The 18,712-nt window shown below is 68.6% G+C and carries 19 protein-coding genes and 1 pseudogene; 14 read left to right on the forward strand and 6 right to left on the reverse strand.

Annotated features, from left to right (window positions below):
• Genes alr through tsaD form a run of 6 tightly spaced genes read left to right on the forward strand, consistent with a single transcriptional unit; the run spans position 1 to position 4,970 of the window.
• On the forward strand, positions 1–1,206 hold the full coding sequence (gene alr, locus MLGJGCBP_RS42815; protein ID WP_087558440.1) for an alanine racemase: 1,206 nt from the start codon (positions 1–3) through the stop codon (positions 1,204–1,206).
• Positions 1,207–1,208: 2 nt separating this feature from the next.
• Positions 1,209–2,273, forward strand: coding sequence for an alpha/beta fold hydrolase (locus tag MLGJGCBP_RS42820; protein ID WP_160103675.1), 1,065 nt, complete (start codon positions 1,209–1,211; stop codon positions 2,271–2,273).
• Positions 2,263–2,751: a tRNA (adenosine(37)-N6)-threonylcarbamoyltransferase complex ATPase subunit type 1 TsaE gene (gene tsaE, locus MLGJGCBP_RS42825; RefSeq protein ID WP_087558438.1), complete on the forward strand. Its 489-nt coding sequence runs from the start codon at positions 2,263–2,265 to the stop codon at positions 2,749–2,751. Before MLGJGCBP_RS42820 ends, tsaE begins: the two co-directional genes overlap by 11 nt.
• Positions 2,752–2,800: 49 nt before the next feature.
• On the forward strand, positions 2,801–3,460 hold the full coding sequence (gene tsaB / locus MLGJGCBP_RS42830; protein WP_087558437.1) for a tRNA (adenosine(37)-N6)-threonylcarbamoyltransferase complex dimerization subunit type 1 TsaB: 660 nt from the start codon (positions 2,801–2,803) through the stop codon (positions 3,458–3,460).
• Entirely contained in the window at positions 3,457–3,936 is a 480-nt protein-coding gene (rimI, locus tag MLGJGCBP_RS42835; protein ID WP_087558436.1) for a ribosomal protein S18-alanine N-acetyltransferase, read from the forward strand. Before tsaB ends, rimI begins: the two co-directional genes overlap by 4 nt.
• Positions 3,933–4,970 (forward strand): tRNA (adenosine(37)-N6)-threonylcarbamoyltransferase complex transferase subunit TsaD, encoded by a 1,038-nt coding sequence (gene tsaD, locus MLGJGCBP_RS42840; RefSeq protein ID WP_160103677.1) that lies wholly within the window; start codon positions 3,933–3,935, stop codon positions 4,968–4,970. Before rimI ends, tsaD begins: the two co-directional genes overlap by 4 nt.
• On the opposite strand, the gene MLGJGCBP_RS42845 is transcribed toward tsaD, so the two are convergent.
• Positions 4,963–6,597: an Hsp70 family protein gene (locus MLGJGCBP_RS42845; RefSeq protein WP_160103679.1), complete on the reverse strand. Its 1,635-nt coding sequence runs from the start codon at positions 6,595–6,597 to the stop codon at positions 4,963–4,965. The two genes, tsaD and MLGJGCBP_RS42845, sit on opposite strands and share 8 nt — an antisense overlap.
• A gap of 205 nt (positions 6,598–6,802) precedes the next feature.
• On the opposite strand from MLGJGCBP_RS42845, the gene MLGJGCBP_RS42850 reads away from it, so the two are divergent.
• The gene (locus tag MLGJGCBP_RS42850; protein WP_087558433.1) at positions 6,803–7,339 is read left to right on the forward strand and encodes a potassium channel family protein; all 537 of its coding nucleotides are present in this window, start codon (positions 6,803–6,805) and stop codon (positions 7,337–7,339) included.
• On the opposite strand, the gene MLGJGCBP_RS42855 is transcribed toward MLGJGCBP_RS42850, so the two are convergent.
• Entirely contained in the window at positions 7,336–9,054 is a 1,719-nt protein-coding gene (locus MLGJGCBP_RS42855) for a TIGR03767 family metallophosphoesterase (protein ID WP_160103681.1), read from the reverse strand. The genes MLGJGCBP_RS42850 and MLGJGCBP_RS42855 overlap by 4 nt on opposite strands.
• Before the next feature lie 230 nt (positions 9,055–9,284).
• On the opposite strand from MLGJGCBP_RS42855, the gene groES reads away from it, so the two are divergent.
• Both groES and groL read left to right on the forward strand, forming a co-directional pair.
• Positions 9,285–9,584: a co-chaperone GroES gene (gene groES / locus MLGJGCBP_RS42860; protein WP_003940763.1), complete on the forward strand. Its 300-nt coding sequence runs from the start codon at positions 9,285–9,287 to the stop codon at positions 9,582–9,584.
• Positions 9,585–9,676: 92 nt separating this feature from the next.
• Positions 9,677–11,290 (forward strand): chaperonin GroEL, encoded by a 1,614-nt coding sequence (gene groL / locus MLGJGCBP_RS42865; protein ID WP_087558431.1) that lies wholly within the window; start codon positions 9,677–9,679, stop codon positions 11,288–11,290.
• A gap of 97 nt (positions 11,291–11,387) precedes the next feature.
• Here groL and MLGJGCBP_RS42870 read toward each other — a convergent pair whose 3' ends face one another.
• The 3 genes from MLGJGCBP_RS42870 to MLGJGCBP_RS42880 form a co-directional block, all read right to left on the reverse strand.
• Positions 11,388–12,107: an anti-sigma factor gene (locus MLGJGCBP_RS42870; protein ID WP_160103683.1), complete on the reverse strand. Its 720-nt coding sequence runs from the start codon at positions 12,105–12,107 to the stop codon at positions 11,388–11,390.
• Positions 12,108–12,109: 2 nt separating this feature from the next.
• Positions 12,110–12,778 carry a sigma-70 family RNA polymerase sigma factor gene (locus tag MLGJGCBP_RS42875; RefSeq protein WP_160103685.1) on the reverse strand — a complete coding sequence of 223 codons (669 nt, stop codon included), beginning with the start codon at positions 12,776–12,778 and terminating at the stop codon, positions 12,110–12,112.
• Between the two features lie 130 nt (positions 12,779–12,908).
• The gene (locus tag MLGJGCBP_RS42880) at positions 12,909–13,202 is read right to left on the reverse strand and encodes a WhiB family transcriptional regulator (RefSeq protein WP_005239766.1); all 294 of its coding nucleotides are present in this window, start codon (positions 13,200–13,202) and stop codon (positions 12,909–12,911) included.
• A 306-nt stretch (positions 13,203–13,508) separates the two neighbouring features.
• Between MLGJGCBP_RS42880 and MLGJGCBP_RS42885 the strand changes: the two genes are divergently transcribed.
• From MLGJGCBP_RS42885 to MLGJGCBP_RS42900, 4 genes are all read left to right on the forward strand, one after another.
• Positions 13,509–14,462 carry a MerR family transcriptional regulator gene (locus MLGJGCBP_RS42885; protein ID WP_236581689.1) on the forward strand — a complete coding sequence of 318 codons (954 nt, stop codon included), beginning with the start codon at positions 13,509–13,511 and terminating at the stop codon, positions 14,460–14,462.
• 34 nt (positions 14,463–14,496) lie between these two features.
• Positions 14,497–15,330: a hypothetical protein gene (locus MLGJGCBP_RS42890; RefSeq protein ID WP_160103689.1), complete on the forward strand. Its 834-nt coding sequence runs from the start codon at positions 14,497–14,499 to the stop codon at positions 15,328–15,330.
• A 160-nt stretch (positions 15,331–15,490) separates the two neighbouring features.
• A complete protein-coding gene (locus MLGJGCBP_RS42895; RefSeq protein ID WP_005239770.1) occupies positions 15,491–16,069 on the forward strand; it encodes a sigma-70 family RNA polymerase sigma factor in 579 nt (192 codons plus the stop codon).
• Positions 16,053–17,192 carry an anti-sigma-D factor RsdA gene (locus MLGJGCBP_RS42900; RefSeq protein WP_160103691.1) on the forward strand — a complete coding sequence of 380 codons (1,140 nt, stop codon included), beginning with the start codon at positions 16,053–16,055 and terminating at the stop codon, positions 17,190–17,192. Before MLGJGCBP_RS42895 ends, MLGJGCBP_RS42900 begins: the two co-directional genes overlap by 17 nt.
• A 169-nt stretch (positions 17,193–17,361) precedes the next feature.
• Here MLGJGCBP_RS42900 and MLGJGCBP_RS42905 read toward each other — a convergent pair whose 3' ends face one another.
• On the reverse strand, positions 17,362–17,754 hold the full coding sequence (locus tag MLGJGCBP_RS42905; protein ID WP_236581690.1) for an SRPBCC family protein: 393 nt from the start codon (positions 17,752–17,754) through the stop codon (positions 17,362–17,364).
• A 516-nt stretch (positions 17,755–18,270) separates the two neighbouring features.
• Here MLGJGCBP_RS42905 and MLGJGCBP_RS42910 point away from each other — a divergent pair.
• Positions 18,271–18,712: pseudogene (locus MLGJGCBP_RS42910) on the forward strand (alpha/beta hydrolase); the annotation flags it as partial.

Below are 18,712 nucleotides of genomic sequence, written 5' to 3' on the forward strand. Positions count from 1 at the left end.
ATGACGCTTGCTGAAGCAGTACCGGCCGACGACCACGGACACCGCGAACCCGCAGCGCCCGCGCAGGCGGCGCCGGCACCGCAGGCCGAGGCAGTGGTGGATCTGGACGCGATCGCGCACAACGTCGGGATCCTGCGCGACAGCGCTCGGGGCGCGGCGATGATGGCCGTCGTGAAGGCGGACGGCTACAACCACGGCGCGGTAGCCGTGGCCCGCGCGGCGCTGGCCGCGGGAGCGTCGGAACTGGGTGTGACGACGGTGTCGGAGGCGCTGACGCTGCGTCGGGCGGGGATCGACGCGCCCGTCCTCGCGTGGCTGCACACCGTCGACGCCGATTTCGCCCCCGCGATCGCGGCCGGCGTCGAACTCGGCGTCTCCTCGCCACGCCACCTCGCCTCGGTGGTGGCTGCGGCGCGGAGCGTCGGCACCACGGCGATCGTCACGATGAAGGTCGACACCGGGCTGAACCGCAACGGGGTGGCGCCCGACGAACTGGCGCAGGTCCTCGTCGACCTGGCGCGCGCGCAGGCCGAGGGTTCGGTGCGGCTGCGCGGCATCTTCTCGCATCTGGCCCACGCCGACGAACCGCACCACGCATGGATCGATTCCCAGCGGGATCGACTGGTCGACGCGATCGCGGACGCCAAGCGTCACGGACTGGTCCCCGAAGTGGTGCACCTGTCCAATTCCGCGGCCACCCTGACCCGCCCCGACCTGCGGTTTGACATGGTTCGCCCGGGAATAGCGATATACGGTTTGTCGCCCGTTCCCGAACTCGGTCAGTTCGGGTTGCGCCCGGCGATGACACTGCGATCGAGGGTGGCTCTGGTGAAGAAGGTGGCGGCAGGTGAAGGCGTGTCCTACGGGCACCAGTGGGTGGCCCCCCGGGACACGACGGTGGCGTTGCTGCCGTTCGGGTACGCCGACGGGCTCCCGCGGTCGCTGAGCGGCCGATTCGAGGTCCAGCTGGGTGCGGAACGACGTCCGGGGATCGGACGTGTCTGCATGGACCAGGTGGTCGTCGATCTCGGGCCGGACGGCGGCGGAGTCCGGGAGGGCGACACCGCGGTGTTCTTCGGCAACGGGGACCTCGGCGAGCCGATCGCACAGGAGTGGGCCGACAAGCTCGACACCATCCACTACGAGGTGGTGACGGGGGTGCGCGGACGCACGGTGCGCAGCTACGTCGGTGGGACGGGCACGTAGGCATGGGTGTGTCGAAGCGGCTGGGACTCGTCGGCGGTCTGCTGAGCGCGCTGGCACTCGGCTCGGTGGCCGGAGTCAACGCGGTGCGCAGCGCGACCCGGCCCGGCCGCGAGATCTACGGCGACGACGACTTCACTCTGATGTCGGGAGACCGGCGCAGCGTGGTGGTCGCAGAGGACGGCGTCGCGCTCGCCGTCCGCGAGGTGGGCCCGGACAACGCGCCGGTGACGGCGGTGTTCGTACACGGGTACTGCCTGGACATGACGTCGTGGCACTTCCAGCGCCGTCAGCTCGCCGAGCGGTGGGGCGACGACGTGCGGATGGTGTTCTACGACCAACGCGGGCACGGCGATTCGGGTGTGCCGTCCGCGGCGAGCTGCACCATCGCTCAGCTGGGCGCCGATCTCGCGACCGTCGTCGAGGCGAAGGCGCCCACCGGACCGATTGTGCTGGTGGGGCATTCGATGGGCGGGATGACGGTGCTCGCCTTCGCCGGGCAGCGGCCCGAGCTGGTGGCGCAGCGGGTGATCGGTGCCGGTCTGGTGGCGACCGCCGCGGCAGGGCTCAGCGAGACCGGACTGACGCGGAACCTGCAGAACCCGGTCATCGACGGCTTCCGGCTCGCTGTCCGGACCTCGCCCGAACTCGTCCAGCACGCGCGCGGCGCGGCCCGCGTCCTGATCACCCCCATCCTGCGGGCGGCGTCGTACGGCACGGACGTGAGTCCGCGGCTGCACAGGTTCTCCGATTCCATGCTGGACCGGACGTCGGTGGTCACCATCGTGAACTTCCTGCGCACGCTCGAATTGCACGACGAGTCCGCGTCACTCGAGGCGCTCGAACACACCCCGTCCGTCGTGGTGTGCGGCGACAGCGACATGACGATCCCGTTCGGCAGTTCCCGGAAACTGGCGGCGGACCTGCCGGAGTCCGAACTGGTGCGGGTGCGCGGCGCCGGTCACCTGGTGCAGCTCGAGTTCCCGTCCGTGGTGTCGGACGCGGTCGACCGGTTGTTGCATCGTGGCCTGGCCACATTCGAATCGCGTGAGCAGTCCGATGTCGGCTGAGGAGGGAGTACTGCCCGTGAGCGGGACCGTGGTGCTGGCGACGGCGGAGGACACCGAGGAGTTCGGGCGGAACCTGGCCCGTGGACTCGTCGCCGGTGATCTCGTGGTGCTCGACGGACCTCTCGGTGCGGGGAAGACCGCACTGACGAAGGGAATCGGGGCCGGGCTCGGCGTGCAGGGGAGAGTGACTTCGCCCACATTCGTCATCGCGCGGGAGCACCGGGCGGGGACCCGGCCCGGTGGGGGTGCGCCGGTCGGGATGGTGCACGTGGACGCGTACCGACTGGGCGGAAGCGGCCCGCACGCGCTGGACGAACTCGACGCACTCGACCTCGACACCGACCTGGCGGCAGCCGTTGTCGTCGTCGAATGGGGTGAGGGCATCGTCGAGCAGCTGGTCGATCGTCACCTGCGGGTACGCCTGCGCCGCGAACCGGAGTCGGATGTCCGCACGGCCCACTGGGAGTGGATTTCCTGACGGGTCGGGTGTCGGGAGCGGTTCTGACGTGCGAGTACCCTCAGTTACCGTGCTTGTTCTCGCCATCGACACGTCCACGCCTGCCGTGACCGCCGGAGTCGTCCGGCTTTCGGCCGGCTCCGCATCGGTGGAGTCGGTCCACACGCTCGCGGTGCGGGTGACGGTCAACCCGCGCGCGCACGCGGAAGTGCTCACCCCGCACATCCTCGAGTGCCTCGCCGAGGCGCGGCACGTCCCCGCCGACCTCGACGCGGTGGTCGTCGGGGCCGGGCCGGGTCCGTTCACGGGACTGCGCGTGGGGATGGCCACCGCTGCCGCGTTCGCCGACGCCCTCGGTATTCCGGTGCACGGGGTGTGCAGCCTCGACGCCATCGCGGCGCAGGTGGACGGTGACCGGAATCTGCTCGTCGTCACGGACGCCCGCCGGCGTGAGGTGTACTGGGCACGCTATTCGGCGGGAGTCCGGGTGGAGGGTCCCGCGGTGGTGAAGCCGCGCGAGCTCGAGCCCATGCCGTCCGAGGTGGTGGCGGGATCGCCCTCACACGTCGACTTCTTCGATCTGCCGGTCGAACCGGTGGAAACGCCGTCGCCCGCGGGGCTGGTCGCGGTGGCCGCGGATGCGCTGTTCGGAGGTGCGGCCCCGGCGGCGCTCGTCCCGCTCTACCTGCGACGCCCGGATGCGGTGGAACTGGCGGACCGGAAGAAATGACTTTCCGCATCGAACCGATGGCGGCCGCCGACGCCGAACGGTGCGCGGAGCTCGAGACCCTCCTTTTCGCCGGTGACGGGCCCTGGAGCGCACGCGCGTTCAGGGCGGAACTCGCCGCCCCGCACGTGCACTATGCCGTGGCGCGGGACGACACCGGCCACGTCGTCGGGTACGCCGGAATCGCCCTGCTGGGCAACGGTTCGCACCCCGAATCCGAGATCCACACGATCGGGACCGACCCGGCGTGCCAGCGGCGGGGGATCGGCGGGGCCCTTCTCGACGAGCTGCTGCGGGTGGCCGACACAAGGGGCGGTCCCGTGTTTCTCGAGGTGCGGACCGACAACGACGCGGCGATCGCCCTGTACCGACGTGAAGGATTCGAGATCGTGGGAACCCGTAAGAAGTACTACCAACCGAGCGGTGCGGACGCCTTCACGATGCGTCGCCCCGGAACGGGTGAGGAGCCGGTGCAATGATCGTCATGGGGATCGAAAGCTCTTGTGACGAGACCGGAGTCGGCATCGTCCGGTGGAACGGCGACGGAACCTGCGAGCTCCTCGCGGACGAGGTCGCATCCAGCGTCGACCAGCACGCACGCTACGGCGGCGTGGTGCCGGAGGTCGCGTCCCGCGCGCATCTCGAGGCGATCGTCCCGACGATGCGGCGGGCCCTCGCTGCCGCCGGGATCGTCAAGCCGGACGCACTCGCCGTCACCATCGGTCCTGGTCTGGCCGGGGCCCTGCTCGTCGGCGTCGCGGCCGCGAAAGCGTATGCGGCGGCGTGGGACGTCCCGTTCTACGCGGTGAACCACCTCGGCGGGCACGTCTCGGTGGACACCCTCGAGCACGGACCGATGCCGCCTTGCGTGGCTCTGCTCGTGTCCGGTGGGCACACTCACCTGCTGCACGTCGAGGACCTCGCGAAGCCCATCGTCGAACTGGGCACCACCGTGGACGACGCGGCAGGCGAAGCGTTCGACAAGGTCGCCCGCCTCCTCGGACTCGGATTCCCCGGTGGCCCCGCCCTCGACGCCGCGGCGCAGGACGGTGACCGGAACGCGATTCCGTTCCCGCGCGGCATGACCGGGCCCCGGGACGCACGGCACGACTTCTCGTTCTCCGGGTTGAAGACGGCCGTCGCGCGGTACGTGGAATCGAAGGTGCGGGCCGGGGAGGCATGCTCGGTGCCGGATATCTCCGCGAGCTTTCAGGAGGCCGTGGCCGACGTGCTGACGATGAAAGCGGTACGCGCCGCCCGCGACGTCGGCGTGGACACTCTGGTGCTCGGTGGCGGCGCCACCGCCAACTCGCGTATCCGTGCGCTCGCCGAGGAACGCTGCGCCGAAGCCGGTCTGACCCTGCGGGTTCCGAAGCCGCGGCTGTGCACCGACAACGGAGTGATGATCGCCTCGCTCGGCGCGCATTTGATCGCCGGCGGCGCTGCGCCTTCCCTGCTGACCGTGGCCAGCGATCCCGGACTGTCGGTGGCGACCAGTCAGGTGTTCAGCTGACCGGAATGGTGATGGTCTGCGTGGCCGGGGGAGTCAGCGCCTCACCGGGCTGAGTGCCGCTCGGCTGCGCCCCGGCGGGAGGACTCGGAGCCACTGTGCCCGGCGCCGGGACTATCGGGAAGAGCCCTTCGGGTTGGGCGGACTCCGCAGGCGCGGTCGGTGCCGCGGGCGCAGTGGATTCGGCGGGTGCAGTGGGTGCCCCCGTCGGCGGCGGTGCCACTTCGGGCCCGCCGGGTGCCGGCGCGACGGGGCTCGGCTCGTTCGGCGTCGACTCGCCGGGAACCTGCGGCCACAGCGGCGGAATCGCGGGCCACTCGATGTGCGGCCACGAAGGCTGCGGCGCCTCGGTTCCGGGCAGCGTCGGACGTGCGGGAGCCGTGGGGGTCGGCAGGGGGGTGGTGGTGCGCGGGGGCGTCGTCTCGGTCGTCGAATCCGGCGCCTGCGCGGGAGTTCGATCCGTCTGCGGTGCGGTCGTGGGCGGGGCGACCTGTTTCGGGTAGTACTCCGACGTCGGCGTCGGGTCGTACGACGGGATCCGCGTGGCGGGTGGCTCGTCGGTCGTCGTGGTCGCGACCTGCTCGGTGGTCTGGAGCATGTCGGTTCCCGCGGGGGAGACGTTGGGGTCGGGTGCGGGCGCGAGTTCCTTGACGCCGTAACCGAGAACGAGGCCGCCGACCACGAGCGCGCCGACGAGAGCCCCCGACACCTTCGCGGCGGAACCGGGGCGGTTCGACTCGGTGGCCGGGTAGTCGCGGATGGCCGAGGACACGGCGAGCAGCGCCGCACCCTTCGCGGTCGCCGTGTCGGGTTCGGGCACCGTGATGACCCGCGCGGTGAAGGCACCGGTCACTGCGGCGGTGATCGCGGGAATGTTCGCGCCGCCACCGACCAGGGCGAGGGCCTCGGGTCGGCGCGGGGAGTCGGCGATCGTGGCACGGATGAACTCCACCGCGACCCGGACGGTCGGTGCGGCGATCTCGTCGAACCCGGTGCGGCTGATCTCGATCGGGCGGATGCCCTGCAGATCGATGTCGACGTGCGACTTCGGCTCCGAGGACAACTGCTCCTTGGCGACGCGGCACCGCGCCGAGAGCAGATCCCGGTCCAGGTGCCGCAGGGGATGCGGGGTGGTGAGGCTGCCGACGACGTGGTGGAAGATCAGGTCGTCGATTCCGGTGCCGCTGACGTGGCTCGTGCGGTCGGCGTGCAGGACGGTGCCGTCCACCTGATCGACGACGGCGATGGACAACCCGGACTCGCCGAAGTCGACGATCGCGACGGTGGCATGCTGCGCGACCTCGCCGGTGTGCCGCAGGTAGGTCAGGGTGGCCGCGGTCTCGGGCACGAGGTGCACGCGATGGCGCTGCCTGCTGACGGCGCTGCGGATCGAGTGGGCCTGCTCCTGCGTCCGGTACGCGACGGCGAACGCGTCGGGGGTGGTGGGGTCGGCGGGAACCTGGGTGGTCATGAGCGAGATCGACGACCGGACCAGGTCGCCGAGGTCGGTGTGGGCCTGATCGGCGGACAGGTAACGGAACTCGACGTTCTGCGCGCCGTTGGAGGCGGTGGTGACGAGCGCGGAACTCACACCGGCCGCGCCGGTCGACATCCCCAGGGACATACCCATCACACACCCCCTCACGTTTTCGACGCGTGACCTGCTGTCTCTGCTGGAACGCCCTGTTCAGCGGGGATTCCCTGCCCGTTGAATCGGCGACTGTTATCTGAACGTTACAGAAAACAAACGGATTTCGCTCACGACTTCCGGCCCCCGAAGACGAAGATGGCGCTCGTTATCCGGTCTCACCTGCACAGTTGTCCAAAGGAATCTCATGGGACACGCCAGCGATTTTCGCCAGCTCACGAGACGCGAGCGCCGACGGCTTCTGGTGCGCGCATGCGTGCGCCCGCTGGGCACCGTCACCCTGTGCGTGGTGGTCTACTTCGCCCTGCCGTGGACCTCGATCGGGAACATGTCCGCCCTGCTCTTCCTGGTCGGCGGACTGCTGGTCGTCGGCTCGGCGGCGGTCTGGCAGATCCGCCGGATCTTCCGGTCCGACGTGCCTGCGCTCCAGGCGATCGAGGCACTCTCCCTGATCCTGCCGCTCTACCTGCTCGGGTTCTCGGCAGGATATTGCCTGATGTCCGAAAGTGATCCGGGCTATTTCACCGAACCTCTCACGCGCATGGGTGCGCTGTACTTCTCGCTCACCGTGTTCTCCACCGTCGGGTTCGGCGACATCGCCGCGACGACCGATGCGTCCCGAGCCGTCGTGAGTGTGCAGATCATCGGAAATCTGATCCTGCTCGGCGTCGGCATCCGTGCGGTCGTCGCGGCCGTCGACTGGGCCCGCAAGCGCCGGGTCTAACGACCCGACGCCAGCACCAGTTCGACGTTCCGGTCGGCCGTCCCGCCGCCCAGGTCCGGGTCGGCGTGAATGTCGTTGAACGACAACTCCCGGTACAGCGACGCCAGCCCGAGCGGTGAGAGGTCGGTGTGGTCCACGGCGTACGGGCTGTCGGCCTCGAACAGCGTGGTGAGCAGCGACACCGTTCCGTCGACGTTGTCGACCACCTCGATGATCCGCCCGTGCTGGGGGAAGTCGATGTGCGAGGCCGTGTTGATCTCCCAGAACGACTGCTCCGGAGTGGATCCGGGCCACGGGGTGATCCGGTTCTCGTGGGTGTGCCCGTTCACCCAGGCGAGGACGTTCGGGAATCGGTGCAGCAGGTCCACCAGTCGCGAACCCCGGATCCGGGGTTCCGCGGGGGCGGAGGGGTCGGGCACGACGTTGTCCATGCTGCCGCTGGTGTGGTGGCTGAACAGGACGAACCAGGTGTCGCTGCGTGCCTGCGACACCGGGTTGCCCGAAGTGTCGTAGTACCGGCTGCTGCCTGCCGCCAGGGTGTCCTCGATCCACCGGAACTGCGCGGCGCCGAGCGAGCCGTCGACGAACCCGGCCCGGTTGGTGGAATCCATGCTGATTCCGACGACACCGGGTGCGATCTCGAACGAGTAGTAGCCGATTCCGGTCTCACCGGCGTCGGGTGCGAAGCCGTGACCGGCCGGTCCGGGACCGGTGTTGGCCGGGTCCAGGTGTGCGGCGATGAACTGGCGGGGAGTGAACGGTGCCCGCGCGGGGTCGGGCGTGACGACCCGTGGTGGCGTGGTGAACGCGGACAGCGCAGCGGGAATGGCGCCGGGGTCGAACTTGGTGGCGATGTCCACCGCCTTCGCCTGCTCCGGAGACCCCGGGACCTCGAACTTCAGCGACCCGGTGTACATGGCTTCGAGCGGGGGAATGCCGCTCGGGACGGTGCCCTCCACCGAGTCGTCGTGGTTGCCGAAGACGCAGTACCAGGGAGTGTTCAGGCCGGGGCTCGTGACGGGGGCGATCGCCGCGCCGAGCAGGCCGGGAATCTCGGGGAACCCGGCCTTCTTGTACATGTCCTGGATGGAGGACTCCGGGTTCCAGTACAGGTCCGCCCCCGAGTTCTGCACGCCTTCGTAGCGGTCGGGGGCGCCCGTGTTGGGGACGATGGTGCCGCCGTTGAGCGCGGTGAGGAACCAGCCGAGTTCGGCGAACTCCTTGTTGTCGGTGTTGTCGCCGGTACTGACGACCGCATCGAACGCGCGCCGGGTGTGCGGGCCGGACGCGAGCGCGTTGACGCGGGCGACCAGGGTGACGAGACCCTGCGCGGTGAGGGTCTCGTGCGGGCGGAACGCGGAACCGGTGAGGGGGTGCACGTATTCGAAGCGCATCGGGGACTGGGCGTCGACGAGGTGGACGTCGGTGAGCTGGACGAGGGAGGCGAGTGCGGTGCGCCGGTCTTCGCGCCCGCTGCGGGCCTCGGCGAGTTCGGTGCGGACGATCGTCGGCCACCCCGGTCCCGCGCCGAGCCTGCGGTAGCCGGAGCTTCCGAGGGGAACGGCCACCGCTTCGAGGGTGGTGCCTGCCCCGGAGGTCGGGAGCGGGGCCGCGCCCGCGTACTGCAACCCCCACGGGCGTGCTCCGAACCCCACAGTCCCGATCGCCCCGAGCCCGGCAAACGTGAGGAATTTACGCCTATTCATGTCAGACACCAGAGGAACCTTAGGTGACGGCCCCTGAGACAGGACGATATTCGGCGCGGCGCGATCTACCACCCCCTTCTCCTTGAGGGTTGGCACTCTCACGTATAGAGTGCCAAGTGGCGCCGATCGAGCTCCGGCACCCGCGACGACGGGGCTGTGTGAAGTGCCGTAAACGGAACACTCAAACAGGAGTCCGGAGAAGTCTCCGGATCCGCATACCCCAAAGTGGAGGGCTCATCGTGGCGAGCGTCAACATCAAGCCGCTCGAGGACAAGATCCTCGTCCAGGCCAACGAGGCTGAGACGACGACTGCCTCCGGCCTGGTCATTCCCGACACGGCCAAGGAGAAGCCCCAGGAGGGCACTGTCGTCGCAGTCGGCGAAGGCCGCGTCAACGAGCAGGGCAACCGCATCCCGGTCGACGTCAAGGAGGGTGACACGGTCATCTACTCCAAGTACGGCGGAACCGAGATCAAGTACGCCGGCCAGGAGTACCTGATCCTGTCGGCACGCGACGTGCTGGCTGTCGTCTCCAAGTAAGCCATACGTGATCCGCCCCGGAGTCCCCACAGGATCCCGGGGCGGAGTGCGTTCACGCGCGTAACCCTGAGATCCAGGAGAAGACAGAACACATGTCCAAGCAGATTGAGTTCAACGAGATCGCACGCCGGTCTCTCGAGCGTGGAGTCGACAAGCTTGCCGACGCGGTCAAGGTGACCTTGGGTCCGCGTGGCCGCCACGTAGTGCTGGCGAAGGCCTTCGGCGGCCCGACCGTCACCAACGACGGTGTCAGCATCGCCCGGGAAATCGAGCTCGAGGACCCGTTCGAGAACCTCGGTGCGCAGCTCGTCAAGAGTGTCGCCACCAAGACCAACGACGTCGCAGGCGACGGCACCACCACCGCGACCGTGCTGGCCCAGGCCATCGTGCGGGGCGGTCTGAAGAACATCGCCGCGGGTGCGAACCCGATGGCACTCGGCATCGGCATCAACGCCGCGGCCGACAAGGTCGTCGAGGCACTGCTCGCCGTCGCGAAGCCGGTCGAGGGCAAGAACTCCATCGCCCAGGTCGCGACCGTCTCCTCGCGTGACGAGGAGATCGGCGAGATGGTCGGCGAGGCGCTCACCCGCGTCGGCACCGACGGCGTCGTGACGGTGGAGGAATCCTCGACCCTGGCGACCGAGCTCGTCATCACCGAGGGCGTCCAGTTCGACAAGGGCTACCTGTCGCCGTACTTCGTCACGGACCTCGACGCACAGAAGGCCGTGTACGAGGACGCACTCGTGCTGCTGTACCGCGAGAAGATCACGTCCCTGCCCGACTTCCTGCCGCTGCTGGAGAAGGTTGCCGAGAGCGGCAAGCCCCTCCTCATCATTGCGGAGGACATCGAGGGTGAGGTTCTCTCGACGCTCGTGGTCAACTCCATCCGGAAGACCATCAAGGCCGTCGCCGTCAAGGCGCCGTTCTTCGGTGACCGCCGGAAGGCGTTCCTCGACGACCTCGCAGTCGTCACCGGTGGCACGGTCATCAACTCCGACGTCGGCCTCACGCTGAAGGACGCCGGACTGGACCTGCTCGGCAGCGCCCGCCGCGTCGTGGTCAGCAAGGACGAGACCACGATCGTCGACGGCGCCGGAACCGACGACGACATCAAGGGTCGCGTCGCTCAGTTGCGCCGCGAGATCGAGAACACCGACTCCGACTGGGATCGCGAGAAGCTCGAAGAGCGTCTGGCGAAGCTGGCCGGCGGCGTCGCCGTCATCCGGGTCGGTGCGGCCACGGAGACGGACCTCAAGGAGCGCAAGTTCCGTGTCGAGGACGCCGTCAACGCCGCGAAGGCCGCAGTCGCCGAGGGCATCGTCCCCGGTGGCGGTTCCGCCCTCGTTCAGGCGAGCACCGAGCTGGCCGACAACCTCGGTCTGACCGGTGACGAGGCCACGGGCGTCAAGGTCGTGCGCGAAGCCCTGCTGGCGCCGCTGTTCTGGATCGCCAGCAACGCCGGTCTCGACGGGGCCGTCGTCACCAGCAAGGTTGCCGAGCAGCCCAAGGGGCACGGTTTCAACGCCGCGACCCTCACCTACGGCGACCTGCTCGCCGACGGTGTCGTCGACCCCGTGAAGGTCACCCGCTCCGCGGTCGTCAACGCGGCTTCGGTCGCGCGGATGATCCTCACCACCGAGAGCGCCGTGGTCGAGAAGCCCGCGGAAGAGGAAGAGCAGCCGGCCGGTCACGGGCACAGCCACTAGGCTCTGCCGACGCGGCCGATCGGGCTCCGATCGTTCGATTGAGAAACCCCCGTGCGGATCACCGCACGGGGGTTTTCTCTGTCCGGCGGCGGCCGGATCAGCTGAGTTGCAGCACCGCGAACGGTTCCGACGTCGGCTGGGGTGACCCGCCGGGCGGTTCGACGGTGACGGCCAGCTTCGACATCGACCCCACGTCGTCGAGGACGATCGTCGTGGTCGGCTGCACGTCGCCGGCCGACACGGTTCCGGCGGGCACGGGCGCGTCCCCGGATTCGGGCATCAACCACAGCTGGTACACGGTGTCCGCGCTGGGCGGGGCGACTCCGTCCATCACGAACACCACAGCGTCCTGCGACTTCGAGTAGTTGGCGGTCGCGGACCCGCCTGCCGCGATCGCACTCGTCGACGAGTGCATGTCGGCGGCGTCGAGCACCTGCTCGGCCACGGTGGGCGGCGGGCCTTCCGTGAGTTGCCGGACGATCACCGTTCCGCCGGCGAGCACACCGACGGCCGCGGCGGCGGCGACGGCGATCTGCCAGCGCCGCCTGCGGGAGCGACGTTCGGCGAGCGATGTCGGCGCGGGCGCGGGACGCCTGATCTCGTCGAGGACCCGGGTCCGCACCCGCGGTGGCGGTTCGACGGCGCCCACCGCGCTCACCACTGCGAACGCTTCGCGAATCCGCCGGACCTCGTCCGTGAACGTCGAGCGGGTGTCCTCGTCGGTGCCTGCGAGATCGGTGTCGAGTTCGCGGCGCTCGCTGTCGTCGAGCGCGTCGAGGGCGTACGGGTAGGCCATGCCCACGATTTCGTCGTTCATGGTCAGAGACCTCCCAGGCAGCCGCGAAGACGCGTCAGTCCGTCACGGATGCGCGTCTTCACCGTCGACAGGGCGACCCCCAGCTGGGACGCGACCTCCTTGTAGGTGCGGCCGTCGTAATACGCCATCGCAACGGACTCACGCTGCATGTCCGTGAGCGAGTCGAGGCATGCGAGCACCGATTGATGCTCGAGCCGGCGGGTCACCTCCTCGGTGACGTGGTCGAACGGTCCCGCGATATTGGTGGTCTCGTAGAGGGATTCGCGATCGGTGCCTGCCTGCTCCGAGCGCACGCGGTCGACGGCCCGGCGGTGCGCGAGTGTCATCAGCCATGACAGCACGGAACCCTTTGCCGGGTCGAAGTTCGACACGGTGCGCCAAGCCTGGAGAAAGACTTCCTGCGTCGTCTCCTCCGCGTACCCGGGGTCGCGCAGGACCCGCAGGACCATGCCGTGGACTCGGGCGCTCGTCCGGTCGTACAGTTCGGCGAACGCGTCGGCGTCCCCGTTCGCCACGCGCGCCATGATGTCGTGGAGTTCCGCGGATTCGGTGGCTCGGACGCTGTGTGCCCCCGCCGCGTCCGGCGAGCACACGTCTTCTGCCGGGGTGTTGCCCTCGTGGTTCGTCAACAGCGCTCGTCTCGCTTCATCGAGAACCACGGTAGCGTGCATGTCCGCTCATCTCCTCCAGCCGGTAGGCATTCGGAGACCGCGTCGCCGTGGATGGGTGGCGAGGGGATCGAGGTGACGCGAGGAACCCCCGCACGGCGGCGAGGGTTCCCCGGTGAGTGTGGGCGAGCGGTCAAACGGCGATCCGGCCGCGTCTGTGCCGGGCGTGCATCTCACGTTCCGTTTCGGACATTCCACCCCAGATCCCGTACGGCTCGGACACGCTCAGCGCGTGATTGCGGCACTGGGCGAGGACCGGGCAGCGCCGGCACATTTCCTTCGCACGGGTTTCCCGCTGAGCGCGGGCACGCCCACGCTCCCCGTCGGGATGGAAGAACATCGAGGAGTCGACTCCGCGGCACAGTCCGTGCATCTGCCAATCCCAGATATCGGCGTTCGGGCCGGGAAGGTGGTTGGGTGCAGGCATGTGGACTCCTTAGCTGCAAGCTCGCCTCGGGCGGCGAGCGGACCGTGGGCTCGACGTTCAAGCCGCTGAATCATTCACGTTGCTAACCGTAGAGTCGGTACGGAAATCGCGTCAATAGTTGTTCACAGTGGGAATTTACATATCCCACGAGCTGAAAGTTAACCTGGAGAATATTTACTTTCCCGCGGTTCCGTGTTTCCGTTTCGGGTTGAAAGACCTTGGGTAAGGGGTAACGATGTGCGGGTGCCCCAGCCCGTGGAGTCTGAAACGCAGACCCCCTCCGAATCTCCGGACGAGGGACCCACTATGTCGGTATCTGCGCTGGCCAGAAGGCTCGGGGTCGCCCCGTCGACGCTTCGCACCTGGGACCGCCGCTACGGCATCGGCCCGTCCGTCCACCCGCAGGGAAGTCACCGGCGGTACACGCCGCGCGACGTCGCCCGGCTCGAATGCATGCAACAGGCTCTGGACGGCGGTGCAAACTCCGCGGAGGCCGCGAGATATGCGATTAACGCACTGGCTACATATTCGTCAGAAAGCGGCCTCCGGCCGGGTGACGAAAATCTGGATGACAACTCGGTGAACGGGACGAAAACAGGCTCGTCGAACCTTTTGTCATCCTTTTCCGGCCTCGTCGACGCCGACGCCGCCGTCCGCAATCTGTCGGGCGCATTGCTCGCGCGGGATGTCGTGACCATCCGCCGGATCGTCGTGCGAGCCGTCGCGGAGCGAGGATTCAGCTCGATGTGGACGACGGTGGTCGCTCCGGTGCTCGAGTGGGCGGACGAGGGCAGGAACTCCGACGCCGCCGCCGCGAGCGTCCGCGTCTTCGGGGAGTGCGTCGCGGGGATTCTGTCCACGATGACACTGGATGCACCGATCGGCGGCGGCGGCCGGGTCCTACTCGTGCAGGTGCCCGCCGACACGCCGGGCGCGATTCCCGCCGACCCGTACGGTCTCGAGTTCCGTGCTCTGGGCGCCGCCCTGGCCACCGCCTCGGTGGACACGCGGATCGCGCTGCCGCTGTGCCGGTCGGCGCTGCTCGCCGCCGTGACCAACGCCGAACCGGACGTGATCGTCCTCTGGTTGCCTGCCGCCGGATGCGACGTCGCGTCCCTGCTGCGGGCGATCCGCCGCAGGCGCACCGGGCTGACGATGCTCGCGGGCGGTCCCGGTGGCCGGACACAGTCACTACCGCGGACGATCGCGGCCCTGGGCGCCCTGGATGCGGCCGTGGACGCCGTCGCTGCGGTCACCTGACCGCCGCACGGCCGGGCGATGCGATGATCTCGGCGTGCCCGACTCCTCTCTCCGATCCGACGTCACCAATTCACTGATCCGCGCGGCGTTCGGCGCCGATCCGGGTACCGGCCCCCTGCCGGAGTCGGACGTTCCCGTCGAACGCTGGATGCGGGCGGTTGCGTGGGGTGCCCGGGGGCACTACAGCCGATCCCGCGCCGAACTGGACGCTCTGACGCGCGGAGGGTTTGCAGAACCCGCGGTCGTCTCGCTCGCCTGGAGCACGCAGGCGTCGCTAGTGAGGCAACTCGGCTGGCACGCCGTGGCGTCGGGATTCGACGGCCGGGCCCTGGCCGTCGCCGTGACGGGTCCCGGAGTCGCAGAGGGTGTTCTCACCGTGCAGGCGCGGTGCGACGCACTGACGGGACTGGCCGCCGACGCACTGGGGTGCGGCCGGCTCGCACTGGGCAGGCGGCTGCTCGATCGGTGCGCCGAGCACCTGGACGCGCACGCCCCCGGCGAACTGTGGCGGCAGCACGTTCGGAGGCACTGGGTGAGCGCGGAGTTGTTTCTCGCGGCCGGGGACTTCGCCTCGGCGCGCCGCCACGCCGAGACCGCGGCAGAAATTTCGGAGGGCGCCGGATCGGTGCGGCACCACGTCAAATCGGATCTGCTGCGGAGCGCGTCGATGACGGGGGACTCCGATTCCGGGCCGGCGGCACGGCTCGCCGCGGATGTGCTCGACCGTTGCGATCGGTACGGCCTGATACCTCTGAAGTGGGCGGCTGCGATGTTGCTCGGTGGTGTGACGTCCGACTCACGTGCGGAGGCGGTGTGCAAGGAGTGCGAAGCCCTCATCAGGGCACGAGGTGGGCGCTTCCGAATCTGACTCCGCTGGTGGGGCGCCGTGGGGCCGGGTTGACCACGAATCGGTGCGAATCCGGGCGAATACCGTTCGGTCCGCACCGTTACTCTTGGAGTGTTCCGCTGAGAGCGGGAGCACACCCATCGGGGGAGGTGCCACTGTAACGCCAGGATATTCAGCAACGATGACTAACACGAGCGAGGAGTTGGACTCCGCAGTCGCCGCTGCAACGCAGGGTGACCGGGCCGCTTTAGCTCTGGTCCTGGAAAATATTCGGCCCCTGGTTGTGCGTTACTGCAGAGCCAGGGTCGGTGCTGCGGAGAGGGGACAACTCTCCGCGGACGACGTGGCACAAGAAGTGTGCCTCGCCGTGATGACGGCCTTACCTCGTTACGAGGATCAGGGCCGGCCGTTCATGGCATTCGTCTACGGGATCGCCGCGCACAAGGTTGCCGACGCGCATCGGAACTCCGCACGTAACAAGTCGGAGCCCGTCGCCGAAGTACCGGATGTCGTAGCCAACGATGACGGACCCGAACAACGGGCGCTGGACTCGGAAGCGAGCAGGCAGATGAACGAATTGCTGAGCACGCTGCCGGAGAAGCACCGGGAGATCTTGATCCTCCGGCTCGTGGTCGGTATGTCAGCGGAGGAGACGGCCGCGGCCGTGGGAAGTACCGCGGGAGCTGTCCGCGTGGCTCAACACCGAGCCATCGCGAAACTGAAGAAAGAAGTGACGAGGGCAGGTGAGAGGTTTGGCTAGGGGCATCAAGCGCAACGGCAATCCCAATGCCGATCTCCCAGGAGACGACGCACCGGTGGACGTTTCGGCTGTGCGCCGCGACGACGCGCTGATCGACGCGATCGCCGGTGGCGGTCCCGTCGCAACGGATTCGCCGGAGCAGTACGAGCTCGCGCTTCTGCTGACCAATTGGCGTGCCGACATCGTGTCGACGCCGATGCCGACCGGGCCGCTGCTCGACGACGTGATCGCGGCGATCGACGCCTCGGACAACGTCCGTTCCGCACGCAGCGCCGCCCGCGGCAAGCTCCGCCTGTTGCGGCCCATCGCAGGCGCTGCCGCCGCGATCGCGGTTGTCATGGGCGGTGCCACCATCTTCTCGTACAACGCCGAACCCGGCGATCCGCTGTGGAGCGTCAAGTCGGTCGTGTTCAGCCAGCAGGCCGATTCGACCGTCGCGCAGATCGACACCACGTCGCAGCTGCAGGAGGCCGAGCGGCTGATCGCCGTCGGCGATGCGGAGTCGGCGAAGAACCTGCTCGACGATGCCGCCGACCGTGCGGGCGGAGTGCGCGACGCCGACATGCGCAACGAACTCGACGTGTGGCGGGCGAAGCTGGCCGCCGAGCTCGCGAAGATCGCCCCCACCAGGCCGCCGGCAACGACAACGACCGGAACCACCACAACCGACGTGCCGACGCAGACCGCTGAACTGCCGGCCACGGTGCCGGGGGCACCCGGTTCCACGACAGCTCCGGGAATCGAGCAGCTGCCTGGAACCCTGCCGACGGATCTTCAGCCTCCCGAACTGCCTCCCACCTCGCTGCCGCCGCTACCCACGACGACGCTCACGCTCCCGCCCGAGACGCTGCCACCCACCAGCCCGGAACCCCCCATCACCATGGTCCCGCCTCCGCAGCCGCCCCTGCCTGTCCCTCCGGACATCCCGACCACACAACCGCCACTGCCCGCGCCGCCGGAGAACCCGACCACGCAGCCACCCTTGCCCGCGCCGCCGGAGAACCCGACCACACAACCACCACTGCCCGCGCCGCCGGAGTACCCGATCACACAACCACCCACCCAGCAGCCGTCGCAGGAGCCTTCCTCGGCGCCGCTTCCGCCGCCGGTCCCGACCAGCTGACTCGCTCCGCATTGACCATTCCAGTTGATGCGCTACCTCGGCGAACACCAAAACTACTGAGCGCCAGTGCTTCCTGATGCAGAAGTAGCACGGAACAGGAGGGGCAGGGTCGGCCCGCCGTCACGTCCGGCTTCTCCCCGCTATTCCGGGGACGAGCGCTGATCGTAGATCAGTCCTTTGCTTCGCGGACGTCCTTTCCCTGCTCGGCGAACGCCTTGAAGTCCTGCATGTGCTGTAGCGACTGCTTGCGGAAGGCGCCGGGCATCAGGAGCCCCACCAGCCGCATCAGCAATTTGCTGAACCGGTATTCGCTCTCGCTCACCCAGAGCGTCATCTCCGGACCGGCTTCGGTCAGCCGGTCGCGCACGGCGCTCCACATGCCCTCGCCGACGATCTCGCGGTCGAAGTGAACGACGCTTCCTTTCGGGATCCCGCGCAGGTCTGCTGGTTCCCGACGCGTGATGGTCTCGGTGCACTCGAACTTCTGCTTCCCCATCTGCAGCACGACCCGCGATTTGGTACCGACCTGGCCGTGCACCCCACCTAGCGGCTCGCGCACCACCAGGCTTCGTATCATGAGGTCACGGCATGTTCAACGATCGCCCGGTCCGCGTGGTCACGGCGGATGTCGCCCTGTCGGCGGAGCGCAGATGACTCTCGCCGCGCTGTTCTCGGAAGACGCCTGCACAAGCGGCCGACTCCTCAGGAGTCCGTGTAGTGAACCTTCGACACTGACAGAGGCCCTCGCTCTCGACCCGAGCTACCGCGACACGCGCTTCAACGAGATCACCCGCTCGCTCGCATGCCCGGTGTTGTGGCACCGCTCAGCGTTCGATGAAGGAATTCGTTCGCCCGGACAGTCCCGGCAGAAGTGGCTCCGGGCCTCCGGTCCGACGGCCTCCGCATAAACCTGTTGGCGGATCCCGGCGACCACTGCTACTTTTCCGGAGGCCGTGCGAGAGAACGAGGAGGTGGTACCCGTGAACGCAGTATCGAGTCGGGTGCTCCTCTCCGGGGTCACGGCCGGACGACAGGTCGTCCGGGAGCGCCGATCACGAGCACTCCCGAAAGGCACACCATGCACTTCACTTCCGAACAGCGCCTCGACGACGACGTCCTCGAACGCGAATTCACTCTCGGTGAGATCCCCGGAATCCTGTGGACGCCCAGATCCGCATCCGGGACCACACCGGCACCACTGATCCTGGCCGGCCACCCCGGCGGACTGAACATGATGTATCCCCGACTGGCGGCCCGAGCCCGGCACGCCGCAGCGGAGGGCTTCGCCGCCGCCACCATCGAGCTCCCCGGAAGCGGTGCCCGGCCCCGTTCCGCCGACGCCGAGCAGGCCCGCGCCGACCTGCGCCGGGCACTGGAGGCCGGCGAGCCGGTCGACAATGAGATCGTCGACCGACTCGTCCTCCCCCTCGTCGAAACGGCCGTCCCGGAATGGCGAGCCACCCTGGACGCCCTGCTTTCGCTGCCCGAAATCGGCGGTCCGGTCGGGTACTCGGGAGGGG

Origin of the sequence: Rhodococcus sp. T7 (assembly GCF_009872365.1) — a bacterium.
Lineage (GTDB): Bacteria > Actinomycetota > Actinomycetes > Mycobacteriales > Mycobacteriaceae > Rhodococcus_F.

Coding starts and splice junctions, on each gene's coding strand:
- alr (WP_087558440.1), top strand. CDS start 1: ATGACGCTTGCTGAAGCAGTACCGGCCGACGACCACGGACACCGCGAA.
- MLGJGCBP_RS42820 (WP_160103675.1), top strand. CDS start 1,209: ATGGGTGTGTCGAAGCGGCTGGGACTCGTCGGCGGTCTGCTGAGCGCG.
- tsaE (WP_087558438.1), top strand. CDS start 2,263: ATGTCGGCTGAGGAGGGAGTACTGCCCGTGAGCGGGACCGTGGTGCTG.
- rimI (WP_087558436.1), top strand. CDS start 3,457: ATGACTTTCCGCATCGAACCGATGGCGGCCGCCGACGCCGAACGGTGC.
- tsaD (WP_160103677.1), top strand. CDS start 3,933: ATGATCGTCATGGGGATCGAAAGCTCTTGTGACGAGACCGGAGTCGGC.
- MLGJGCBP_RS42845 (WP_160103679.1), bottom strand. CDS start 6,597: ATGGGTATGTCCCTGGGGATGTCGACCGGCGCGGCCGGTGTGAGTTCC.
- MLGJGCBP_RS42850 (WP_087558433.1), top strand. CDS start 6,803: ATGGGACACGCCAGCGATTTTCGCCAGCTCACGAGACGCGAGCGCCGA.
- groL (WP_087558431.1), top strand. CDS start 9,677: ATGTCCAAGCAGATTGAGTTCAACGAGATCGCACGCCGGTCTCTCGAG.
- MLGJGCBP_RS42870 (WP_160103683.1), bottom strand. CDS start 12,107: ATGAACGACGAAATCGTGGGCATGGCCTACCCGTACGCCCTCGACGCG.
- MLGJGCBP_RS42875 (WP_160103685.1), bottom strand. CDS start 12,778: ATGCACGCTACCGTGGTTCTCGATGAAGCGAGACGAGCGCTGTTGACG.
- MLGJGCBP_RS42880 (WP_005239766.1), bottom strand. CDS start 13,202: ATGCCTGCACCCAACCACCTTCCCGGCCCGAACGCCGATATCTGGGAT.
- MLGJGCBP_RS42885 (WP_236581689.1), top strand. CDS start 13,509: ATGTCGGTATCTGCGCTGGCCAGAAGGCTCGGGGTCGCCCCGTCGACG.
- MLGJGCBP_RS42895 (WP_005239770.1), top strand. CDS start 15,491: ATGACTAACACGAGCGAGGAGTTGGACTCCGCAGTCGCCGCTGCAACG.